18 protein-coding genes are annotated in these 19,499 nt (G+C 70.8%); 7 read left to right on the forward strand and 11 right to left on the reverse strand.

Translation table 11 applies throughout. The annotated features are described in order from the left end of the window. Nucleotides 1–51: 51 nt before the first annotated feature. From ABZ477_RS02090 to dut, 3 genes are all read right to left on the reverse strand, one after another. A complete protein-coding gene (locus ABZ477_RS02090) occupies nucleotides 52–816 on the reverse strand; it encodes a DUF3159 domain-containing protein (RefSeq protein ID WP_360127098.1) in 765 nt (254 codons plus the stop codon). Then, nucleotides 813–1,433 (reverse strand): DUF3710 domain-containing protein, encoded by a 621-nt coding sequence (locus ABZ477_RS02095; RefSeq protein WP_360127101.1) that lies wholly within the window; start codon nucleotides 1,431–1,433, stop codon nucleotides 813–815. The genes ABZ477_RS02090 and ABZ477_RS02095 overlap by 4 nt, the downstream gene beginning before the upstream one ends. A 76-nt stretch (nucleotides 1,434–1,509) precedes the next feature. Beyond that, a complete protein-coding gene (gene dut / locus ABZ477_RS02100) occupies nucleotides 1,510–1,953 on the reverse strand; it encodes a dUTP diphosphatase (RefSeq protein ID WP_360127104.1) in 444 nt (147 codons plus the stop codon). Nucleotides 1,954–1,965: 12 nt separating this feature from the next. Between dut and ABZ477_RS02105 the strand changes: the two genes are divergently transcribed. Then, entirely contained in the window at nucleotides 1,966–2,466 is a 501-nt protein-coding gene (locus ABZ477_RS02105; protein ID WP_360127107.1) for a DUF3093 domain-containing protein, read from the forward strand. Nucleotides 2,467–2,469: 3 nt separating this feature from the next. On the opposite strand, the gene ABZ477_RS02110 is transcribed toward ABZ477_RS02105, so the two are convergent. Then, nucleotides 2,470–2,763 (reverse strand): DUF4193 domain-containing protein, encoded by a 294-nt coding sequence (locus tag ABZ477_RS02110; RefSeq protein WP_360127110.1) that lies wholly within the window; start codon nucleotides 2,761–2,763, stop codon nucleotides 2,470–2,472. Nucleotides 2,764–2,975: 212 nt separating this feature from the next. Here ABZ477_RS02110 and sepH point away from each other — a divergent pair, with 212 nt between their 5' ends. Next, entirely contained in the window at nucleotides 2,976–4,016 is a 1,041-nt protein-coding gene (sepH, locus tag ABZ477_RS02115; RefSeq protein ID WP_360127113.1) for a septation protein SepH, read from the forward strand. A 46-nt stretch (nucleotides 4,017–4,062) separates the two neighbouring features. On the opposite strand, the gene ABZ477_RS02120 is transcribed toward sepH, so the two are convergent. Further along, nucleotides 4,063–5,190, reverse strand: a complete 1,128-nt coding sequence (locus tag ABZ477_RS02120; RefSeq protein WP_360127116.1) for a nucleotide pyrophosphatase/phosphodiesterase family protein — start codon at nucleotides 5,188–5,190, stop codon at nucleotides 4,063–4,065. Nucleotides 5,191–5,270: 80 nt separating this feature from the next. Here ABZ477_RS02120 and ABZ477_RS02125 point away from each other — a divergent pair, with 80 nt between their 5' ends. Then, nucleotides 5,271–7,730 (forward strand): DNA topoisomerase IV subunit A, encoded by a 2,460-nt coding sequence (locus ABZ477_RS02125; protein ID WP_360127119.1) that lies wholly within the window; start codon nucleotides 5,271–5,273, stop codon nucleotides 7,728–7,730. A gap of 95 nt (nucleotides 7,731–7,825) precedes the next feature. Here ABZ477_RS02125 and ABZ477_RS02130 read toward each other — a convergent pair whose 3' ends face one another. Further along, nucleotides 7,826–9,901, reverse strand: a complete 2,076-nt coding sequence (locus ABZ477_RS02130; protein ID WP_360127122.1) for a DNA topoisomerase IV subunit B — start codon at nucleotides 9,899–9,901, stop codon at nucleotides 7,826–7,828. Nucleotides 9,902–10,068: 167 nt separating this feature from the next. Here ABZ477_RS02130 and ABZ477_RS02135 point away from each other — a divergent pair, with 167 nt between their 5' ends. Continuing rightward, the gene (locus ABZ477_RS02135; protein WP_360127125.1) at nucleotides 10,069–10,293 is read left to right on the forward strand and encodes a hypothetical protein; all 225 of its coding nucleotides are present in this window, start codon (nucleotides 10,069–10,071) and stop codon (nucleotides 10,291–10,293) included. Here the strand turns inward: ABZ477_RS02135 and ABZ477_RS02140 are convergent. Further along, the gene (locus ABZ477_RS02140; RefSeq protein WP_360127128.1) at nucleotides 10,277–11,326 is read right to left on the reverse strand and encodes an alanine racemase; all 1,050 of its coding nucleotides are present in this window, start codon (nucleotides 11,324–11,326) and stop codon (nucleotides 10,277–10,279) included. The genes ABZ477_RS02135 and ABZ477_RS02140 overlap by 17 nt on opposite strands. Then, a complete protein-coding gene (locus tag ABZ477_RS02145) occupies nucleotides 11,323–12,045 on the reverse strand; it encodes an alanine racemase C-terminal domain-containing protein (RefSeq protein ID WP_360127131.1) in 723 nt (240 codons plus the stop codon). Before ABZ477_RS02145 ends, ABZ477_RS02140 begins: the two co-directional genes overlap by 4 nt. A 46-nt stretch (nucleotides 12,046–12,091) precedes the next feature. Between ABZ477_RS02145 and ABZ477_RS02150 the strand changes: the two genes are divergently transcribed. Continuing rightward, complete coding sequence (locus tag ABZ477_RS02150) at nucleotides 12,092–13,114, forward strand: sugar-transfer associated ATP-grasp domain-containing protein (RefSeq protein ID WP_360127134.1); 1,023 nt, start codon at nucleotides 12,092–12,094, stop codon at nucleotides 13,112–13,114. Between the two features lie 199 nt (nucleotides 13,115–13,313). Here ABZ477_RS02150 and ABZ477_RS02155 read toward each other — a convergent pair whose 3' ends face one another. From ABZ477_RS02155 to ABZ477_RS02165, 3 genes are all read right to left on the reverse strand, one after another. Further along, nucleotides 13,314–14,012, reverse strand: a complete 699-nt coding sequence (locus ABZ477_RS02155; protein ID WP_360127136.1) for a coenzyme F420-0:L-glutamate ligase — start codon at nucleotides 14,010–14,012, stop codon at nucleotides 13,314–13,316. Beyond that, nucleotides 14,009–15,292 (reverse strand): RNA polymerase sigma factor, encoded by a 1,284-nt coding sequence (locus ABZ477_RS02160; protein ID WP_360127139.1) that lies wholly within the window; start codon nucleotides 15,290–15,292, stop codon nucleotides 14,009–14,011. The genes ABZ477_RS02155 and ABZ477_RS02160 overlap by 4 nt, the downstream gene beginning before the upstream one ends. Before the next feature lie 264 nt (nucleotides 15,293–15,556). Continuing rightward, a complete protein-coding gene (locus ABZ477_RS02165; protein WP_360127142.1) occupies nucleotides 15,557–16,477 on the reverse strand; it encodes a PAC2 family protein in 921 nt (306 codons plus the stop codon). Between the two features lie 119 nt (nucleotides 16,478–16,596). On the opposite strand from ABZ477_RS02165, the gene ABZ477_RS02170 reads away from it, so the two are divergent. Then, nucleotides 16,597–18,072 carry a leucyl aminopeptidase gene (locus ABZ477_RS02170; protein WP_360127145.1) on the forward strand — a complete coding sequence of 492 codons (1,476 nt, stop codon included), beginning with the start codon at nucleotides 16,597–16,599 and terminating at the stop codon, nucleotides 18,070–18,072. Next, nucleotides 18,069–19,442 (forward strand): dihydrolipoyl dehydrogenase, encoded by a 1,374-nt coding sequence (lpdA, locus tag ABZ477_RS02175; protein ID WP_360127147.1) that lies wholly within the window; start codon nucleotides 18,069–18,071, stop codon nucleotides 19,440–19,442. The genes ABZ477_RS02170 and lpdA overlap by 4 nt, the downstream gene beginning before the upstream one ends. Nucleotides 19,443–19,499 lie beyond the last annotated feature (57 nt).

The following is a 19,499-nucleotide window of genomic DNA, read 5'->3' on the forward strand; positions in this document are numbered from 1 at the left end:
ATCGCCTAAGCCGCAGCGGGGCCAATTTATCTTGATATCAAGATAAATGTATCACTTGGCCTTTGCAGGATAGAGCGCTCGCACGGCGAGCCACGTGACGGCGATCATCGGCGCGAACAGCGGCAGCCCCATGATGAGCTTGACAGTGCCGAGGGCCGCGACATCCCCCGAGAAGTACAGCGGGAGCTGGACGATCAGGCGCAGGGCGAACAGCGACGCCCAGGCGATGGCGAGCCAGAAGAACGCCCTCCGCTTGCGCTTGTCCTGCCGCCACGCGGTGCCCTCGCTCATGAGGAAGCCCACCGCGAGGCCGATGAGCGACCAGCCGACGAGGGCGGAGATGAGGAACGCGCTGCCGTAGACGGCGTTGGTGAGGAACCCCCACAGGAAGTTGTCCTGGCCGCGTCCCGTGAACAGCGCGAGAGCGGCGGCGGCCCCGGTGGCGATGAGCCCGCCGATCGCAGCGCCCGCGGGACCCCGCTGGACGAGCCGGACGATCGTGAAGATCGCGGCGAGCCCGACCGAGAGCCCGAGGCTCAGCGGCAGGTTGGCCTGCCCCGTCACGGGGTCGACCGTGAGCGTCCACGTGAGGATGAAGACGAGTCCGGGCAGCACCGACTCCAGGACTCCGCGCCAGCCGCCCATCGCGCGCCATACGACGTGGCCCGTGCTCGCTTCGGCGGCGGGGTCGAGCCCCGCGCGTCGCGCCGCACTGCCGAGGGCGGCGCCGAAGAGCTCGGATGCAGTCGGCTCTGCGGGATCGACAGGCTCGGCGTTCTCGTCGGCAGGAGGCGGCTGAAGCCGGTCGTCGGTCATGCCGTGCCCGGCGTCGCGGGCATCTTGAGCGGGATCAGGTCGCGCGGGGGCATCGGGGAGCCGCCGCGGACGACCACGATCGAGCGGAAGAGGTCCTCGACCTTCGCCGCGGCGTCGACGTCCGTCGTGGCCGCTCCCCCGATGACTCCGCGGAGGAACCAGCGCGGACCGTCGACGCCGACGAAGCGCGCGAGGCGCTTGCCGGCCGTGCCGTCGGCGCCCGCGATGACGGGCACCTCGGCGAGGAGCTCGGGACCGAGCGGCCCTTCGCGCTCCTCGACGCGTCCACCCTGCTGGCGGATCTGCTGGCGGATCTGCTCGCGCGTCTCCTCCCACAGGCCCGTCGACCGCGGCGCGGCGAAGGGCTGGACCTGGAGCGTCGAGCCGGCGTAGTCGAGGCCGACGGCGACGATGCGCTTGGTCTGCTCCTCGACCTCGAGCCGCAGGTTCAGACCCTCACGCGGGAGGATCTTGATGCCGCCGAGGTCGATGTAGGGACGGACGGGGTTCGCCTCCGACTCGTCGAACGGCCCGGTCACGGCGCGGTCGGCGGGTGCCGTCTTGGCGGGGACGTCGGCCTCGACCTCGGGGCCGTCTGCGGAAGTGGCGTCTGTCATGCCAGGACTCCATCTGTCTGTGTTGTTCTCGATCGCGGGCAGATCCCCGCGAGGACTCGCTCGCGCGCGTCGGCGGCTACGCCACACCCCCGAACCCTGTCGACCCGAAGCCGCCCTCGCCGCGGACGCTCTCGGGAAGCTGGTCGACGGGGATGAAGCGCGCCTGCTGGACGGGCATCACGATGAGCTGCGCGATCCGGTCGCCGACGGCGATGTCGTACGCGTGCTGGGTGTCGGTGTTGAGGAGAGTGACCTTGATCTCGCCGCGGTAGCCGGCATCGACCGTTCCGGGCGAGTTCACGATCGTGATGCCGTGCTTGGTCGCCAGGCCGCTGCGCGGGACGACGAACGCCGCGTGGCCGTCGGGCAGGGCGATGCGCACGCCCGTCCCGACCAGCGCGCGCTGACCCGGCTCGAGGCGGAGGGCCTCGGCGGAGGTCAGGTCGGCCCCGGCGTCACCGGGGTGAGCGTAAGTCGGAACCTCGGGCGCGATAATGAGGACGTCCACGGTTTCGGTCACTCATCGAGGGTAATGCAGAAGACAGCAGGCGAGAGCGCGCGTGCACAGGCCACGACGGCGTACCGCGAACGACTCAGTCCGTCCCTGTGGGTGCTCGTGAGCGCCGCCGTGGTCGCACCAATGGCGGCACTCGTGTTCGCCCCCATCGACACGACGGTCGCGCTCGTGGCAGGGGCGCTCCTGGGCGTCCTCTTCGTGGCGCTGCTCATCGCGGGCTCACCCGTCGTCGCGGTGCGAGACGGGATGCTGCACGCCGGTCGCGCCCGCATCCCCGTCGGCCTGCTCGGCGAGCCTGTGGCTCTCACGGGCGACCAGGCCCGCACGGCACGCGGACCCGAACTGGATCCGCGTGCATGGCACGTCATCCGCGGCGGGATCGACGGGCTGCTCGTGGTGCCGGTCACGGATTCCGACGACCCGGCGCCGGCGTGGGTCGTCTCATCGAGAACGCCGGACCGCCTTGCTGCGGCGATCCGGCGTTCTCAGGCTGCGGCGCGCGCAGCATCCGAATAGGACTTACGCGGCGCACTCCGTGCAGATCGGGCCGTCGGCGCGCTCGTGGTCGAGCTGCGAGCGGTGCTTCACGAGGAAGCAGTTCACGCACGTGAACTCGTCCTCCTGAGCGGGGAGCACGACGACGTCGAGCTCGAGGTCGGACAGGTCGGCGCCGGGCAGCTCGAAGCCCGACGGGTTGTCGGCATCCTCGACATCAACCGATCCCGACATCTTGTCGGGCACCCGCTCCTTGAGGGCCTCGATCGACTCGCTGTCGTCCTCGGTCTTGCGGGGGGCGTCGTAATCCGTTGCCATGCCTGAACGTCTCTACTTCCGGAAATCTCGATGTCGGGGCCCTAATGGGCGGCCATAGTTTGCACGACGTCGGGAGGAATCGCAAATGCGGATGAGCGACTTCTCATCGTGTGCATCCGTGAAACTCGCGGCGCGCCCGCGTTATTCCCAGGCTCGGCCAGGCGGCTGTGCGACCATGGCCGGACACGGCTGGATCGGAGAGGGCGGTTCGCATGGAACAGCTCAAGGTGATCGGAACCGAGGACGACAGGCTCGTTCTGGCGACCGAATCGGGCGAGCGCTTCTCGCTGGCGATCGACGACGTGCTGCGCGCGGAGGCGCGGCGGGCCCGCCGCGAACGCGAGGGGGACGAGCGCACCGCCACACGGCCGAGCCCGCGTGAAGTCCAGTCGCACATCCGCGCCGGCCTGTCGACCGAAGAGGTCGCGGTGCTGCTCGGCGCCCGTGTCGAGGACGTCGCGAAGTACGAGGGTCCCGTCCTCGCCGAGCGCGAGCACATCGTCGGCCAGGCCCTCGCCGTGCCGGTCCTCCTGGGATCGGATCTCGACGGCGATCGCCACCCCACCTTCGGCGCCGCGGTCCGCGTGAAGCTCGCCGAGGCGGGTGCGACAGGCGAGCGCTGGACGAGCTGGAAGGAGCCGACGGGCTGGATCGTCAAGCTCGAGTTCACCGCGAGCGAGATCGACCATGACGCGAGGTGGGGCTTCGAGCCGCGCCGCGCGACCCTTTCGCCTCTGAATCCGGACGCGATCCAGCTGTCCCGTCAGGGATCGCTGCCCGAGGGACTCATCCCGCGCCTGCGCGCGCTGGAGACGACCCCGGTCAAGGACGACTCCCGCTTCGACAGCGGCGCGTTCGGGCCGCGACGCCTGCCCGATCCCGGAGCCGACCTCGAATCGCCCGAGGTGCCGGCGCCCGTCGCCCCCGCGGTCCAGCAGGCCGCGATCAAGCGGGCCGACGAGCCCGTCGTGACGACGCCCGAGACGGCCGACCTCCTCGAGGCGCTGCGGCGCCGTCGCGGCCAGCGTGAGCCGCTTCCCGGAGCCGAGGAGCTCGCTCCGTCGCGCGCGGTGAGTCCCGTGGCGCTGTTCGACGCCCTCGAGCCCGGCTACGACGAAGATCCGGCTCCCGATCCCGAGCCCGCCTTCGAACCCGACCGCCCCGTCGCCGCTGAGGCGTCCGGGCGCCGCAAGGGCCGCACGTCGATGCCCTCCTGGGACGAGATCGTCTTCGGGGCCCGCGGCGAGGAGTGATCGGCGCCGGAGCGCCGCTGAGGCTCTGAGGGGCTCGCAGGTTCCCTCAGGCGAACGCGCCGAGCCGGATGAGCGGCACCGTGCGCTCCTCGTCCGTCAATGAGCCGTGCTGCCCGATCATCTTCTGCGGCGCCTTGTCGGCCAGGCGATCGTCGTAGTACGCCACACCCGCGCGGGCCGCGACGACGACGTCCCCGATCCGTTCGCGCACTTCCGACGCGACGGGTCCGAACAGCCCCCCCTCGACGGCCTCGTCCCGTGACAGCACCCAGGAGCGCCCGCCCTCCGACGCCCGCCACGCGTCGAGGACGGCATCCGCTCGCCCTGGCTCGGCGTAGAGGTGCAGCATCCGCGGCTCACCGCCGATGACGCTCACGCCCGTCACGAGGGCGTCCCCCTCCGTGAGCAGCAGCTGGCGGTGGCGCGGGACGTCCACGATGCCGTGGTCGGCTGTCACCACCGCCCCGGCGCGGTCCGGCAGCGAATCCGAGAGAGCGCGGGCCGCGGCATCCACCGTCTCCAGGGCGCGCGCCCAGTCGTCGGACTCCCAGCCCTTCTGATGCGCGATGCCGTCCAGCTCCGGCGCGTACAGGTACACGAGCGCACCCGGATGCTGTGCCACGAGGCCCGCCGCGAGCTCGGCGCCCTCCGCGGCCGACGACGACGGCACGAAGGTCGCGCCGCGGACCGTCGCGGTGGAGAACCCGGAGCCGGCGAACTTCCCGCGCGACACGACGAAGCACGGCCGGCCGGCCGCCGCCTCGCGCTCGAAGATCGGCTGGGCGCGCTGCCAGGAATGCGGATCGAGCCCGTCGGTCTCCCAGCCCTTGAGCTGGTTCGGGGCGAGATCCGTCCCCGGGATCCGGATGCGGTAGCCCACCAGGCCGTGCTCCCCCGGCTCGACGCCTGTGAGCAGCGACGTCAGGGCGGCGGCCGTCGTCGAGGGGAAGACGGAGCGCGCGACATCCTTCTTCCCACCCGCGGACGCGAGGAACCTCGCGTGGCCCGCGCGAGCCGACAGATTGCGCGCACCGAGGCCGTCGATGACGAACAGGACCGCGCTCTCGGCGGGTCGCAGCCACTCGCCGCCGCCCTCGAGAGCCGCCAGCATCTCGGGGACGACACGGGTGAGGCTCCGGGCGCGTGGCGGGTCGGCCGGTAGGCTGAGGGACATCCGGGCCAGTCTCGCACACCCGCGGACCGCCCTCGCCGGACACTCCACGCCGGCCCGTCGTCACCCGAGGCCAGATCGTCATGCCCGCATCACGCACCGATTCCTCCCCCGCCGAGCACGGCCGCATCGAAGACATCGATGTCGCCGCCGAGATGCAGGGGTCGTTCCTCGAGTACGCGTACTCCGTCATCTATTCGCGCGCTCTGCCCGACGCGCGCGACGGCCTCAAGCCCGTCCAGCGGCGCATCCTCTTCCAGATGGCCGACATGGGACTCCGCCCCGATCGCGGACACGTCAAGAGCGCCCGCGTCGTGGGCGAGGTCATGGGAAAGCTGCACCCGCACGGTGACGCCCCCATCTACGACGCGCTCGTCCGCCTCGCCCAGCCGTTCTCGCTGCGCGTGCCGCTCGTCGACGGGCACGGCAACTTCGGCTCCCTCGACGACGGCCCCGCCGCCCCTCGATACACCGAGGCGCGCCTGGCGCCGTCGGCGCTCGCGCTCACCGAGAACCTCGACGAGGACGTCGTCGACTTCATCCCCAACTACGACGGCCAGTTCCAGCAGCCCGCCGTGCTGCCGGCCGCCTTCCCCAACCTCCTGGTCAACGGCACGACCGGCATCGCGGTCGGCATGGCGACCAACATGGCACCGCACAACCTCATCGAGGTCGTCGCCGCCGCGACGCACCTGCTCGAGAACCCCGACGCGACGCTCGAGGACCTCATGGAGTTCGTCCCGGGCCCGGATCTGCCCTCGGGCGGCGTCATCGTGGGTCTCGACGGCATCAAGGACGCCTACCGGACCGGTCGGGGCACCTTCCGCACGCGCGCCAAGGTCTCGATCGAGCCGCTCGGCCCACGCCGCACGGGTCTCGTCGTCACTGAGCTCCCGTACCTCGTCGGCCCCGAGCGCATCATCGAGAAGATCAAGGATGCGGTCCAGGCCAAGAAGCTGCAGGGCATCGCGGACGTCACGGACCTGACCGACCGGCACAACGGCCTGCGACTCGTCATCGGCATCAAGACGGGCTTCGACCCGCAGGCCGTGCTCGAGCACCTCTACCGCCTCACGCCGCTCGAGGACTCCTTCGGCATCAACAACGTCGCACTGGTCGCGGGTCAGCCGCAGACGCTCGGACTGCGCGAGCTCCTGCAGGTGTACCTCGACCACCGCATCGAGGTCGTGACGCGGCGCAGCCGATTCCGCCTCGCGCGGCGCAAGGAGCGCCTGCACCTCGTCGAGGGCCTCCTCGTCGCGATCCTCGATATCGACGAGGTCATCCAGGTCATCCGCACCTCCGACGACGGCGAACAGGCGCGGGCGCGCCTCATGGACGTCTTCGACCTCTCCGAGGCGCAGGCCGAGTACATCCTCGAGCTGCGCCTGCGTCGCCTCACGAAGTTCTCGCGCATCGAGCTCGAGGCCGAGCGCGACAAGCTGAAGGCCGAGATCGCTGAGCTCGAGGAGCTCCTCGGGAGCGAGGTGCTCCTGCGCGCACAGGTCGCCCGCGAGCTCGACGCCGCGGCCGAGATCTACGGCACGCCCCGGCGCACGCTGCTCCTGAACGGCGGACCGGTCGCACCGCGATCGCGGGCCGCCGCGACCGCGCCTCAGCTCCAGATCGCCGACGCCCCGTGCCGCGTGTACCTGTCGGCGACGGGTCGCATGGTCCGCGCGGAGGTCTCGCCCGATGCGCCGAACGGCGGCATCGTCCCGCCCTCGCGCCGCGCGAAGCACGACGCCATCCTGTCGTCCGTGGACGCGACGACGCGCGGCGACCTCGGCGCCGTCACGTCGGCCGGGCGGCTCGTCCGCTTCTCCCCCGTCGACCTTCCGTCCGTGCCGGGCAACTCGGTCCAGCTCGCGGCGGGCACGCGCGTCGACCAGTACCTCGGTCTGTCCTCGGGCGAGCACGTCGTGGGCCTCGTCCCGCTCGCGGACGCCCCGCCCATCGCCTTGGGGACCGCTCAGGGCGTCGTCAAGCGCGTCTCGGCGGCCGAGCTCGGCAACAAGCACGACATCGAGATCATCGCGCTCAAGGACGGCGACCGGGTCGTCGGCGCCGCGCCCGCGCCGGACGGCGCGGAGCTCGTCTTCGTCGTGTCGGATGCGCAGCTCCTGCGCTTCGACGCCGACTCCGTGCGGCCGCAGGGACGCTCGGCGGGCGGCATGGCCGGCGTCCGCGTCGCTTCCGGCGAGCGGGTCGTGTTCTTCGGCGTCGTGGGCGCGACCGCCTTCGACGCGGTCGTGGTCACGATCGCCGGCAGCAGCCAGGCTCTCGCCGGCGCCGAGTCCGGCACGGCGAAGGTGTCGCAGTTCACGGAGTTCCCGGCCAAGGGACGCGCGACCGGCGGCGTCCGTGCCCAGCGCTTCCTCCGCGGCGAGGACACCATCACGCTCGCGTGGGTGGGCGCAGAGCCGCGCGCCGTCGCCGCCGACGGCGCCACGCGCGCGCTGCCGGCCTCCGGTGCGAAGCGGGATGCCTCGGGCACGCCGCTCGACGGCGTCGTCGGCGCGATCGGCACCGCCATCAGCTAGCGCCTGCGTGGGCCTGCCGGCACCGGCTGCGTGGGTCTGCGGGCACGAGCCGCGGCCGGCTGCCCGGCACGCCGCCGCATCCGGCTGGGATCGGTCTACGCGTCGATGCTCTCGCGCGACAGCCGGTCGCTCGAGCTCACGATGAACTCGCGGCGCGGGGCGACGTCGTTGCCCATCAGCAGCTCGAAGACGGATGCCGCGGACTCGGCATCCTCGAGGCGCACGCGGCGCAGCGTGCGGCCGACGCGGTCCATCGTCGTCGTGGCGAGCTGCTCGGCATCCATCTCGCCCAGGCCCTTGTAGCGCTGCACGGGCTCCTGCCAGCGTTTGCCCGCCTTGCCGAGTTTCGCGAGCAGTCCGTGGAGCTCCTGCTCGCTGTAGGTGTAGATCGTCTCATTTGGCTTGGAGCCGGGGTTGATGACGACGACGCGGTGCAGCGGCGGGACGGCGGCGAAGACGCGGCCCTCCTCGATGAGCGGGCGCATATACCGGAAGAAGAGCGTCAGCAGGAGCGTCCGGATGTGCGCGCCGTCGACGTCGGCGTCGCTCATCAGGATGACCTTGCCGTAGCGCGCCTGCTCGATGTCGAAGGAGCGGCCGGACCCCGCGCCGATGACCTGGATGATCGAGGCGCACTCGGCGTTGCCGAGCATGTCGCTGATCGACGCCTTCTGCACGTTGAGGATCTTGCCGCGGATGGGAAGCAGCGCCTGGTACTCGCTGTTGCGCGCGTGCTTCGCGGTGCCGAGGGCCGAGTCGCCCTCGACGATGAACAGCTCGGACTCGGCGACGTCGTTGGTCCGGCAATCCGCGAGCTTGGCCGGCAGCGAGGATGACTCGAGGGCGTTCTTGCGGCGCTGCGTCTCCTTGTGCGTGCGCGCCGAGATGCGCGCCTTCATCTCCGAGACGATCTTGTCCAGCAGCATCGACGTCTGGTTCTTGTCGTCGCGCTTCGGCGACGCGAAGCGCGCCGCGAGCTCGCGGCTGACGACGTTGGCGACGATCTGGCGCACGGCGGGGGTTCCGAGCACCTCCTTCGTCTGGCCTTCGAACTGCGGCTCGGGAAGACGCACGGTGAGGACGGTCGTGAGGCCCGCGAGGATGTCGTCCTTCTCGAGCTTGTCGTTGCCGACCTTGAGGCGGCGTGCGTTCTGCTCGACCTGCGTGCGGATCACCTTCATCAGCCCGAGCTCGAAGCCCTGCTGATGCGTGCCGCCCTTGGGCGTCGAGATGATGTTGACGAACGAGCGGCCGACTGTCTCGTAGCCGGTCCCCCAGCGCACCGCGACGTCGACGTGGCACTCGCGCTCGACCTCGGTGGGCACCATGTGCCCGTTCGCCTGCAGGACGGGGACGGTCTCGGTGAAGGTGCCCGAGCCGGACAGCCGCCACGTGTCGGTCACGGGCGCGTCGGGCGCAAGGAAGTCCGCGAACTCGGAGATGCCGCCGTCGAACCGGAAGCTCGTCGCGTTGACCCCGCCCTCGCGCTCGTCGCTGATGACGATCTCGAGCCCCGGCACGAGGAAGGCCGTCTGCCGTGCGCGCTGCTCGAGCTCTTCGAGATTGAAGGCGGCATCCTTCGTGAATATCTGCCGGTCAGCCCAGTAGCGGATGCGCGTGCCCGTCACGCCTTTCGCGGCGCGGCCCGCGACGCGCAGCTCGGAGCGCTCCTCGAAGGGCGTGAATCCCGCATCGGGCGAGCCGCCTGCGAACACGCCGGGCTCGCCCCGGTGGAACGACATCGCCCACGTCTTGCCGCCGCGGTCGACCTCGACGTCGAGGCGCTCGGACAGTGCGTTGACGACCGATGCGCCGACGCCGTGCAGGCCGCCCGAGGCCGCGTACGAGCCACCACCGAACTTGCCGCCCGCGTGGAGCTTCGTGAAGACGACCTCGACGCCCGACAGTCCCGTGCGCGGCTCGATGTCGACGGGGATGCCTCGGGCGCGGTCCCGCACCTCGACGCTGCCGTCGGCGTGCAGCACGATGTCGATCCGCGTGCCGTGGCCCGCGAGCGCCTCGTCGACGGAGTTGTCGATGATCTCCCACAGGCAGTGCATGAGGCCGCGCGAATCGGTCGAGCCGATGTACATGCCGGGACGCTTGCGGACCGCCTCGAGACCCTCGAGCACCTGGAGATGATGGGCGGAGTACTCGGCGGTCACAATCATCAAGCGTATCCGCGTGCACCGACGGGCCGGAGCACAGACACGAGCCGGTGGCACCGGCGTACGCGCTCAGCGAAATGTCATGGCTTCGCGGCATTCTCGAAACAATCGCGTGGTTGTATGTCATGACCAGCGAAGCAGGACGAGTGACGATACGAGGAGGCACCGAGATGAACACGCTTTCGACCCCGACCCAGCCCGCCGCCGTCCTCGAATACCGCCTGACCGCTATGGACCGCTGCGACTCGTGCGGCGCCCAGGCCTACATCGCCGCCGAGGTCAACGGCAGCGAGCTGCTGTTCTGCGCCCACCACGGCCGCAAGTACGAAGAGAAGCTCCGTTCCGTCGCCACGTCGTGGCACGACGAGACGGCTCGCCTCAGCGAATCCGTGTAGCGGGCCCTCCGCCGAGCACCCGCGGCACCGTCGGAGCGACGCGCACCGCGATCTCCTCCCCGATCGTCCCGATCGACTCGGCCGCATCGGTCGCGCTGAACGGCGCCCTCGCACCGAAGATCAGCACCTCGTCGCCGACTCCTGCACCGGGCCAGGCATCCACGTCGCTCTCACCCCCGCGGATCGCGGTCAGCAGGCGCGGCCCCGCCGGCGTCTCCACCTGGAGGCGCCCCGCGAGCGTCGAGGGCAGCCCGTCCAGGCTCCCGAGGTCCATGGTCGCCGTGCCGTCCGCGACGCGCGTCACTCGAGCCGCGAGCGTCGAGATGCGACGGATGCCGAGCTCGGCCTCCCCGGGACCTCCTGCGGGACGGATGCCGTAGGCGAACGCCCCGACCCGCACGAGGTCGTAGCGGAACTCGGCGCGAGCGAACCCCGCCGCCGACGCAGCGAGATGCCGCAGACTCGGGCGCAGCCCGGCGGACCGGGCCTGGTTGCACGCCGTCTCGAACGCGGCGCGCGCCGCGTCGTCCTCTGCATCGGAGGCCTCGGCGATGTGGCTCCAGATTCCGACGACCTCGATCGCGCCCGTCTGCTCGAGTTCGGTCGCGCGCGCGACGAATGCCGGCCACTCCTCCGGCCGGACCCCGTTGCGGTGCAGGCCCGTGTCGATCTTGAGATGCACGCGGGCGCGGCCGCCAGCCGCTCCGAGATCCTCGAGCAGGGCGGCGTCGCCCACCCCGACGTCCAGATCCGCGTCGACGGCCTGCTGCGCCTCGCCGGCCGTCGCGACGATCCACACGAACACGCGCGGGTCGGGACCGAGCTCGGCGCGCACGACGCGGCCCGTCCGCACGTCGAACGCCCCGAACCAGCGGACACCTTCGGCCCACGCTCGGGCCACGACCTCCTCGAGGCCGTGGCCGTAGGCGTCGTCCTTCACGACGAGCATGTGCTGGGCCGGGGCGACCCGAGCACGGATCGCCCCGAGGTTCGCAGCGAAGGCGTCGAGATCGACGCGAAGCTCAGCCGTCATCCAATGTGCTCCCGCTGAGCCCGCTGCCCCACGCCCGCCACGAGCTCCTGCGCCGTCATGCCGGTGCTCACGACCCACTCGGCAAGCGGCGGGTCGCCGTCGTCGGGGCCGAAGAACACGGCTTCGTCGCCGCGCGCGGCATCCGCCTCCCCGATGTCGACGACGCACACGTCCATCGCGACGCGGCCGATGACGGGATGCTGCTCCTCGCCGAGGCGCACCGAGACGCGGTCGCCGAGTCCCCGCACGATGCCCTGGGCGTAGCCGCCGGCCACGAGCGCGACGCGCGTGTCCGCGGACGCGCGGTGCGTGAAGCCGTAGGAGACGCCCTCCCCCGCGCGCAGGTCTTTGACGACGAGCACGAAGCCCGCGAGCCGCATGACGCCGATCCCCGCGGAACCAGGCAGCCCGAAGACCTCGTCGACGTCCAGCGTGGGCTCGCCGCCGCTGCGGAGTGCCGCGCCGGGGAGCTCCTCCGCCAGGCCGGGCAGTCGGTCCTCGTCCACGAGCAGGCCGTCCACGCCGAGCTCCAGCAGCGTCCGGGCGACGGGGCCGACGCCGTGCCCCAGAGCGTCGTGACGGAGGTCGGCGACCGACCAATCCCCCTCCGAGCGCAGCAGAAGGGACTCGACGTTGGCGCGGAGCGCACGATGGTCGATGCGGGCGAGTGGAGCACTGCGCCGGGGCGCGGCATCCCCCATCCGATCGCCCGAAGTCACGCCGTCTAGACTATCGGGGTCCCCCTCACCCGACCTTGGAGCACTCATGCCTCGCAAGGGTCTCGGCCTCGCGCCGCGCCTTCGCTACCTCGCCGGACGCGCCCGCCGCATCGACGTCGGATCGGTGCTCGAACGGGCCAAGGAGGCCTCGGAGGAGCACGGCAAGTGGCGACCGGCCGTCGTCGTCGACATGCTCTGGCAGGCCGGCCTGCGCAACGTGGGCTTCCAGGACTACATCGACTACGACTTCGCGATCCTGAACAAGGCGGAGCGGGCGACCTACATGACCCATCCCGTCTCGAACCAGCTCTCGCAGAAGTACGACCACCCCGACTTCCGCGGCCTCTTCCAGGACAAGGTCGAGTTCGACCGCGTCTTCAGCGAGCACCTCCACCGCGACTGGATGGTCGTCGAGGAGGGCAACGCCGCCGAGGTCGAGGCGTTCGCCCGGCGGCTCGGCACCATCGTGACGAAGGAGCCCGTCGGTCAGGCCGGCACGGGCGTCCACCGCTATCACGCGGCCGACGTCGAGGACTGGGATGCCTTCCACCGCGGTCTGCTCGAGCGCGGCGAGCTCCTCATCGAGGAGGTCATCGTGCAGCACGCCGACCTCGCTGCCGTGTGCCCTGGGACGGTCAACACGACCCGCGTGACGGCGTTCTTCGACGGCGAGAAGACCCACATCCTCGCGGTGGCGCAGAAGTTCGGCCGCGGTGCGGTGAGCGACCAGATGACGTACGGCGGTTTCTACACGATGCTCGACGACGCCGGTCACGCGGTCGGCAAGGGGTACGACTCCCACGCCAACGTCCACGAGTTCCACCCGGAGTCGGGCGTGCGCATCGCCGACTTCCAGCTGCCGATGATGGACGAGGTCAGGGCGTTCGTCGACCGCGTCGCGCGCGTCGTCCCCCAGGTGCAGTACGTGGGCTGGGACATCGTCGTGACGCCGACGGGACCCGTGCTCGTCGAGGGCAACTGGGCCGCCGGCGTGTACGAGAACAAGCCGACGGCGACCGGCATCCGGACCGGCCACAAGCCGCGCTACCGCGAGGCCATCGGGTTCTGAGGCCTCGGTCGTCCGCCCGATCCGGGGGAGCCCACCGCAGGCGCGCACCAGATCAGGCGAATCGGTCGTGATCAGGACCGTTCTCGATGGATCCACCTGACCACGCCGATGTCTCCTGAATTCGATCCGTGACGTCGCGCGGGGTCTATGCGAAAGGCCCGGCTCCCTCGCGGGAGGCCGGGCCTTTGCGCTGTCGGGCTCAGGACCTGCGGACGATGCCGAGCGGCGTCGACTGGTGGCCCTGGCCGAGCGGGTTGTCGCGGAGGATCGCGACGAGCTGCTTCTCGCGCTCCTTCAGGAGCGTCGAGCCGAGGATGTTGCCGCCGATGTCGTTGATGTCGACGACGGCGACCTCGACACCATGCCCGAGCATGCCCTTGAGGTGCGCCGCCACCTCTCGAGGACGCTCCGGGCCGAGCACGACCGCCTTGTTGTACGGCGGGATCGTGCCGCTCGTCGGGCCGTCGATCGCACGGGCCTTGTCGCCCGCGATCCGGTAGAAGTCGCCCTTGCGGCCGAAGAGCTTCGTCACGGCTGAGACGGCCGCCGCGAAGAGGATGCGGATCGTGCCGCACTCGCGCAGCGCCATCTCCATCGTCTCGGGCATGCCCAGGCCGATGCCGTAGGGCGTCTTGACGACGAACCGCGACAGGAAGTGCGCGAGCCGGCGGGGCTTGATCGAGTCGACCGGGAAGGAGCGGCCCTGCGTGATCGCGACGATCTTCTCGGTCACGAAGAGCGTGTCACCCGGCTGAACGACGTCGGCCGCGTACTCGCGCACGAAGGCGTCGAGGTCGTCCCCGGGCATGACGACGCGCGTCTTGATCGGGATGCGGGCGAAGGTGGCGCCTTCGAGGTCGACGGTCAGCGCCTTGCCGGCGTTGGCCTCGCCGCTCATTCGAGGTAGTCCCGGAGCGACTGCGAACGCGAGGGGTGACGGAGCTTGGCCATCGTCTTCGACTCGATCTGGCGGATGCGCTCACGCGTGACGCCGAACGTGTCGCCGATCTGGTCGAGCGTCTTGGGCTGGCCGTCGCCGAGGCCGAAGCGCATGCGGATGACGCCCGCCTCGCGCTCCGAGAGCGAGTCCAGGAGCGACTCGAGCTGGCGCTGCAGCATCGTGAAGCCGACAGCATCCGCCGGAACGACAGCCTCGGTGTCCTCGATGAGGTCGCCGAACTCGCTGTCGCCGTCCTCGCCGAGCGGAGTGTGCAGCGAGATCGGCTCACGGCCGTACTTCTGCACCTCGATGACCTTCTCAGGGGTCATGTCGAGCTCGCGGCTGAGCTCCTCGGGCGTGGGCTCGCGGCCGAGGTCCTGCAGCATCTGGCGCTGGACTCGCGCGAGCTTGTTGATGACCTCCACCATGTGGACCGGGATGCGGATCGTGCGGGCCTGGTCGGCCATCGCGCGCGTGATGGCCTGGCGGATCCACCACGTCGCGTACGTCGAGAACTTGAAGCCCTTGGTGTAGTCGAACTTCTCCACGGCGCGGATGAGACCGAGGTTGCCCTCCTGGATCAGGTCCAGGAACTGCATGCCGCGGCCCGTGTAGCGCTTGGCGAGCGAGACGACCAGGCGCAGGTTGGCGCCGAGCAGGTGCGACTTGGCGCGCTGGCCGTCGCGGGCGACCCACTGCAGGTCCAAGCCCAGCTGTGACGACTTCTCCGGCGCGGTCATGTGCGACAGCTTCTCTTCGGCGAACAGGCCCGCCTCGATGCGCATCGCGAGCTCGACCTCTTCGGCCGCGTTGAGGAGCGGCACCTTGCCGATCTGCTTCAGGTAGTCCTTGACCGGGTCGGCCGTGGCGCCGGTGATCTGGGTCGAGTAGACCGGGATGTCGTCCTCGTCGGTCGACGAGATGACGATGGCGCCGGTGGGCAGCGGCTCGCTGAAGGCCGGCTTGGTGGTCTCCTCGCCGTCTTCGTCCTCGTCGTCGTCCGAGGACTCGGCGTCTCCGGCAGGCTTCGCGCTCGCGGTCGCCGCCGCCTCGTCGTCGCCGGACTCGTCCTCGTCGAGACCTTCCTCGTCGAGTTCGACCTCGTCGTCCAGCTCCTCCGAGTCGTCCGGCTCGTCGCCCTTGCTCGCCTTGGCCTTGGATGCCTTGGCGGGCGAGGCCTTGGCCGCCGCGCGCTTGGGCGCGGTCTTCTTCTCCGCCGCCTCGACGGGAGTCTCCACCTCGGTGTCCTTCGCTGCTCGGGCTCGAGGTTTGGTGTTCGCGCTAGCGGTCACGTTTCGCCTTTCACCGGTGGGGCGTGTCCATCCCACGCCCCCCGATCGATTTCGGACACTAGTAAGACCCTTGTCAAGTCCCCAGCCCGCCGAGGAATCCTCGGGGACTGCGATGACAACGGGTCAGATCATCTATTGTCTCACACTCGCCGCGCTGCAAGCGGCAGGGGACACGTCAGTACGAACGCGCGGATGCTGTCCGGCATTCCTTCACGGACGCTTGTCCTCGTCGCCCGAGGGCCGCGACGCGAGGAACCTCTCGAGCTCGGCGGCGAGCTCGTCGGCGCTGGGCAGATCGCCCGCGTGGATGATGGGCGTCGCGAGGGTGGAGCCCGCCATGTAGGCGTCATAGCGCTCCTCGAGTCCCTGGAGCATGCGCGAGAGCTCCTCGCTGCCGCCGACCTGCTCGTCGACCTTCGTCAGGTACTCGCGGTTCTGCTCGCGCAGATCGTCCCCGTCGAAGGTGAGCCCCGTCGCGACGGTGATGCTGTCCAGCGCCGCGAGGGTCGATGCGGGGTACTCGGTGTCGCCCAGATAGTGCGGCACGAGCAGCACGAAGCCCGCGATGGGGATGCCCTCCTGCGCGAGGCGATACTCCAGGAGGTGACCGGCCGTCGCGGGCACCTGCGTGTGCGGCTGCCACACCGAGTGCGCCTCGGTGAGATCCGTGCGCGTGCCGCTCACCGTCGTCCCGATGGGGCGGGTGTGTGGGACGGGCATCGGGATCGAGTGGACCCACGTGATCGTCGACACGGCGAGCGACTCCGCGAAGTCGACGACGGCGGCCGCGAACGCGTCCCACGCGAAGTCGGGCTCGTACCCGGCGAGCACGAGGAAGGGCCGTCCGTCCGCGTCGTGCGCGAGGGACAGCTCGAGGCGCGGCGGGCGGTAGTCGGTGAGGTGGTCCTGATCGAACGAGATGACGGGGCGGCGCGCGCGGTAGTCCAGCAGCACGTCGTTCGAGAAGACCGCGAGAGGAGTGGGATCGAGCTCGTCCCGGACGTAGTCCACGAGCCCGCTCACGGCCGACCCCGCGTCTGTGAACCCCGTCAGCGCGATGACGAGCGGGAGCCCCGACGGCACCGGCGGGGCCGACGCGGCACGCTCGAACAGGGGTGCGGAGAGGGGCATGCTCCCATGCTACGAGGCGCATCGGACGGCCGGGTCGCCGCGGTCGCGCTTTCAGCGAACGCAGGTCTTCGGCGCCGCTCCACGCGGCGGCTCGGAGCCGCGCTCCTAGGATGGACCCCATGTCGTTTCCCGACCTGGAGTACCGCACCGATCCGATCCGAGAAGCAGACGCCGACGTCGTGCTCCTCGCCCTGCCGCCGCTCGACAAGGACGATTCACCCTCGCTGGAGGACTGGCCCGGTCTGCGCGACGCCCTGCTGGCGACCGGGTTCACGGGGTCGCCCTCCTCCTTCCAGCGCGTCTATGCGCCTGACAGCACGGCACTCCCCCTCGCCGTCGTCGGTACCGGCTCGAATCCGGATGCGGCGGCCGTCCGTGACGCCGTGGGCGCCGCCATCCGCACCCTCACGGGATTCGCGACGGTCGCCGTCGGCCTGCCCGCCTCGCCCGGCCTCTGGCGCGCGGCTGCGGAGGGCGCGACGCTGGGCGGCTATCGCTTCGACGGCTACAAGTCGGATCCGCCCAAGCCGCGCGCCTCGACGGTGCGCGTGCACGGCGCCGATGAGGAGGATCCGGATGCTGTCGCCGCGGTGAGAGCGACCGCCGCCGCCGTCGCGCTCGTCAAGGACCTCGTATCGATCCCCGCGGAGTGGCTCGGACCCGCCGACTTCGCGGAGCGGGCGACGACGAGCGTCGCGGAGCTCCCCGTGACCGTCGAGGTGCTCGACGAGGCGGCACTGCGTGACGGCGGCTACGGCGGCATCCTCGGCGTCGGCCAGGGTTCGGACCGCCCGCCGCGCCTCGTGCGGCTGGACTACTCCCCCGACGATGCGACGCGGCACGTCGCGATCGTCGGCAAGGGCATCACGTTCGACACCGGCGGTCTCTCGCTCAAGCCCGCCGCCGCCATGGTCGGCATGAAGTACGACATGTGCGGCGCGGCGACGGCCCTCGCGGTCCTGCGGGCCGTCGCAACGCTCGGCCTGCCGGTACGGGTGTCGGCGTGGCTGTGCGTCGCCGACAACATGCCCTCCGGGCGCGCGACGCGCCCGGGTGACGTCCTGCGCCTGCTCGACGGGTCGACCGTCGAGGTCCTCAACACGGATGCCGAAGGCCGGCTCGTCCTCGCCGATGGACTCGTCGCGGCCAGCCGCGAGCATCCCGATGTCCTCGTCGACGTCGCGACGCTCACCGGCGCCATCACCGTCGCCCTCGGCAGCCGGCACGCGGGGGTCATGGGCGAGGACGACGCCGTCGCCAGGTACCTCTCCGCGGCGGACGAGGTCGACGAGCTCGCGTGGCGCCTCCCCCTTCCGGCGCACATGAACGAGGAGCTCGACTCCCCCATCGCCGATCTCGTCAACGCCAAGATCGGGGATCCCGCGGGCGGTTCGCTCTTCGCAGGGCTCTTCCTCCAGCGCTTCGTCGGCCGGACGTCGGAAGCGGACGACGCCCCGCGCATCCCCTGGGTGCACCTGGACATCGCCGGGGTCGGCATGAACAAGGCGGGCGGCTACGGATTCACCGACAAGGGACCGACGGCCGCCACGGTGCGGTCGCTCATCCGCTTCATCGAGCAGGAGGCCGGACGATGACCGATCACACCTTCGACCTCGTCGTCCTCGGCGGCGGCAGCGGCGGCTACGCGGCGGCGCTGCGCGCCGCGGAGCTCGGCAAGACCGTCGCACTCATCGAGAAGGAGAAGGTCGGCGGCACCTGCCTGCACCGCGGCTGCATCCCGACGAAGGCTCTGCTGCACGCCGCCGAGATCGCCGACAATGCGCGTGAGTCGAGCTCCTTCGGAGTGCGCGCCACGTTCGAGTCGATCGACCCCGCCGGCGTGCGCGCGTATCGCGAAGGCATCGTGGCGAAGAAGTTCAAGGGGCTGGAAGGCCTCGTCAAGGCGCGCGGCATCACCGTCGTCCAGGGGGAAGGCCGGCTCGAGCCGGACCGCGCCGTGCGCGTCGGCGACGACCGCTACGTGGGAGCGGATGTCGTCCTTGCGACCGGCTCGTACAGCCGGAGCCTTCCCGGCCTCGAGGTCGGCGGACGCATCCTCACCAGCGAGGGCGCTCTCGAGCTCGCCGAGGTGCCGGGCCGGGTCATCGTGCTGGGCGGCGGCGTCATCGGCGTCGAGTTCGCGAGCGTGTGGCGCTCGTTCGGCGCAGAGGTCACGATCGTGGAAGCCCTCGACCACCTCGTGCCGGTCGAGGACCCGTCCATCAGCAAGGCGCTCGAGCGGGCGTTCCGCCGTCGGGGCATCGCGTATTCGCTCGGCGTCCGGTTCGCGAGTGCGACGCAGACCCCGGATGCTGTCACCGTGACGCTGGAGGACGGGACGGCCCTCGAGGCCGACTACCTCCTCGTCGCGGTGGGCCGTGGACCCGCGACCGCCGGCCTCGGCTACGAAGAGGCCGGCATCGCCCTCGACCGCGGCTTCGTCGTCACTGACGGGCACCTGCGGACCTCCCTCGAGCACGTATGGGCCGTCGGCGACATCGTGCCGGGTCCCCAGCTCGCGCATCGCGGATTCGCGCAGGGCATCTTCGTGGCGGAGCTCATCGCGGGGCTGTCGCCCGTCGCCGTGCCCGACGCCCACATCCCGAAGGTCACCTACTGCAAGCCGGAAGTGGCGTCCGTCGGGCTCTCGGAGCCCCAGGCCGCGGCGGAGCACGGCGCCGACGCCATCGTCGCGTACGAGTACAACCTCGCCGGCAACGGCAAGAGCGAGATCCTCGGCACCTCGGGGATCGTGAAGGTCGTCCGACTCAAGGACGGCCCCGTCCTGGGCGTGCATCTCGTGGGCGACCGGGTGGGCGAGCTCATCACGGAGGGCCAGCTCGCCGTCGGGTGGGAGGCCCACCCCGAGGACATCGCGCCGTTCATCCACGCGCACCCGACGCAGAGCGAGGCTCTCGGCGAGGCCTTCCTGGCGCTCGCGGGCAAGCCGCTGCACGCCCTGTGAACTCCGACCCGCACACCGCATCACTAAGCTAGACACGACATCGGCATCTGAAGGAGA

Source organism: Microbacterium sp. NPDC019599 (genome assembly GCF_040632175.1).
Classification (GTDB): domain Bacteria; phylum Actinomycetota; class Actinomycetes; order Actinomycetales; family Microbacteriaceae; genus Microbacterium.

What these genes read in the sequence shown, in the direction of transcription:
- sepH (WP_360127113.1), top strand. Translation starts at nt 2,976, where the DNA reads ATGGAACAGCTCAAGGTGATCGGAACCGAGGACGACAGGCTCGTTCTG.
- ABZ477_RS02120 (WP_360127116.1), bottom strand. Translation starts at nt 5,190, where the DNA reads ATGTCCCTCAGCCTACCGGCCGACCCGCCACGCGCCCGGAGCCTCACC.
- ABZ477_RS02125 (WP_360127119.1), top strand. Translation starts at nt 5,271, where the DNA reads ATGCCCGCATCACGCACCGATTCCTCCCCCGCCGAGCACGGCCGCATC.
- ABZ477_RS02150 (WP_360127134.1), top strand. Translation starts at nt 12,092, where the DNA reads ATGCCTCGCAAGGGTCTCGGCCTCGCGCCGCGCCTTCGCTACCTCGCC.
- ABZ477_RS02170 (WP_360127145.1), top strand. Translation starts at nt 16,597, where the DNA reads ATGTCGTTTCCCGACCTGGAGTACCGCACCGATCCGATCCGAGAAGCA.
- ABZ477_RS02135 (WP_360127125.1), top strand. Translation starts at nt 10,069, where the DNA reads ATGAACACGCTTTCGACCCCGACCCAGCCCGCCGCCGTCCTCGAATAC.
- ABZ477_RS02155 (WP_360127136.1), bottom strand. Translation starts at nt 14,012, where the DNA reads ATGAGCGGCGAGGCCAACGCCGGCAAGGCGCTGACCGTCGACCTCGAA.
- ABZ477_RS02110 (WP_360127110.1), bottom strand. Translation starts at nt 2,763, where the DNA reads ATGGCAACGGATTACGACGCCCCCCGCAAGACCGAGGACGACAGCGAG.
- ABZ477_RS02105 (WP_360127107.1), top strand. Translation starts at nt 1,966, where the DNA reads ATGCAGAAGACAGCAGGCGAGAGCGCGCGTGCACAGGCCACGACGGCG.
- ABZ477_RS02090 (WP_360127098.1), bottom strand. Translation starts at nt 816, where the DNA reads ATGACCGACGACCGGCTTCAGCCGCCTCCTGCCGACGAGAACGCCGAG.
- ABZ477_RS02140 (WP_360127128.1), bottom strand. Translation starts at nt 11,326, where the DNA reads ATGACGGCTGAGCTTCGCGTCGATCTCGACGCCTTCGCTGCGAACCTC.
- lpdA (WP_360127147.1), top strand. Translation starts at nt 18,069, where the DNA reads ATGACCGATCACACCTTCGACCTCGTCGTCCTCGGCGGCGGCAGCGGC.
- ABZ477_RS02095 (WP_360127101.1), bottom strand. Translation starts at nt 1,433, where the DNA reads ATGACAGACGCCACTTCCGCAGACGGCCCCGAGGTCGAGGCCGACGTC.
- ABZ477_RS02165 (WP_360127142.1), bottom strand. Translation starts at nt 16,477, where the DNA reads ATGCCCCTCTCCGCACCCCTGTTCGAGCGTGCCGCGTCGGCCCCGCCG.
- ABZ477_RS02130 (WP_360127122.1), bottom strand. Translation starts at nt 9,901, where the DNA reads ATGATTGTGACCGCCGAGTACTCCGCCCATCATCTCCAGGTGCTCGAG.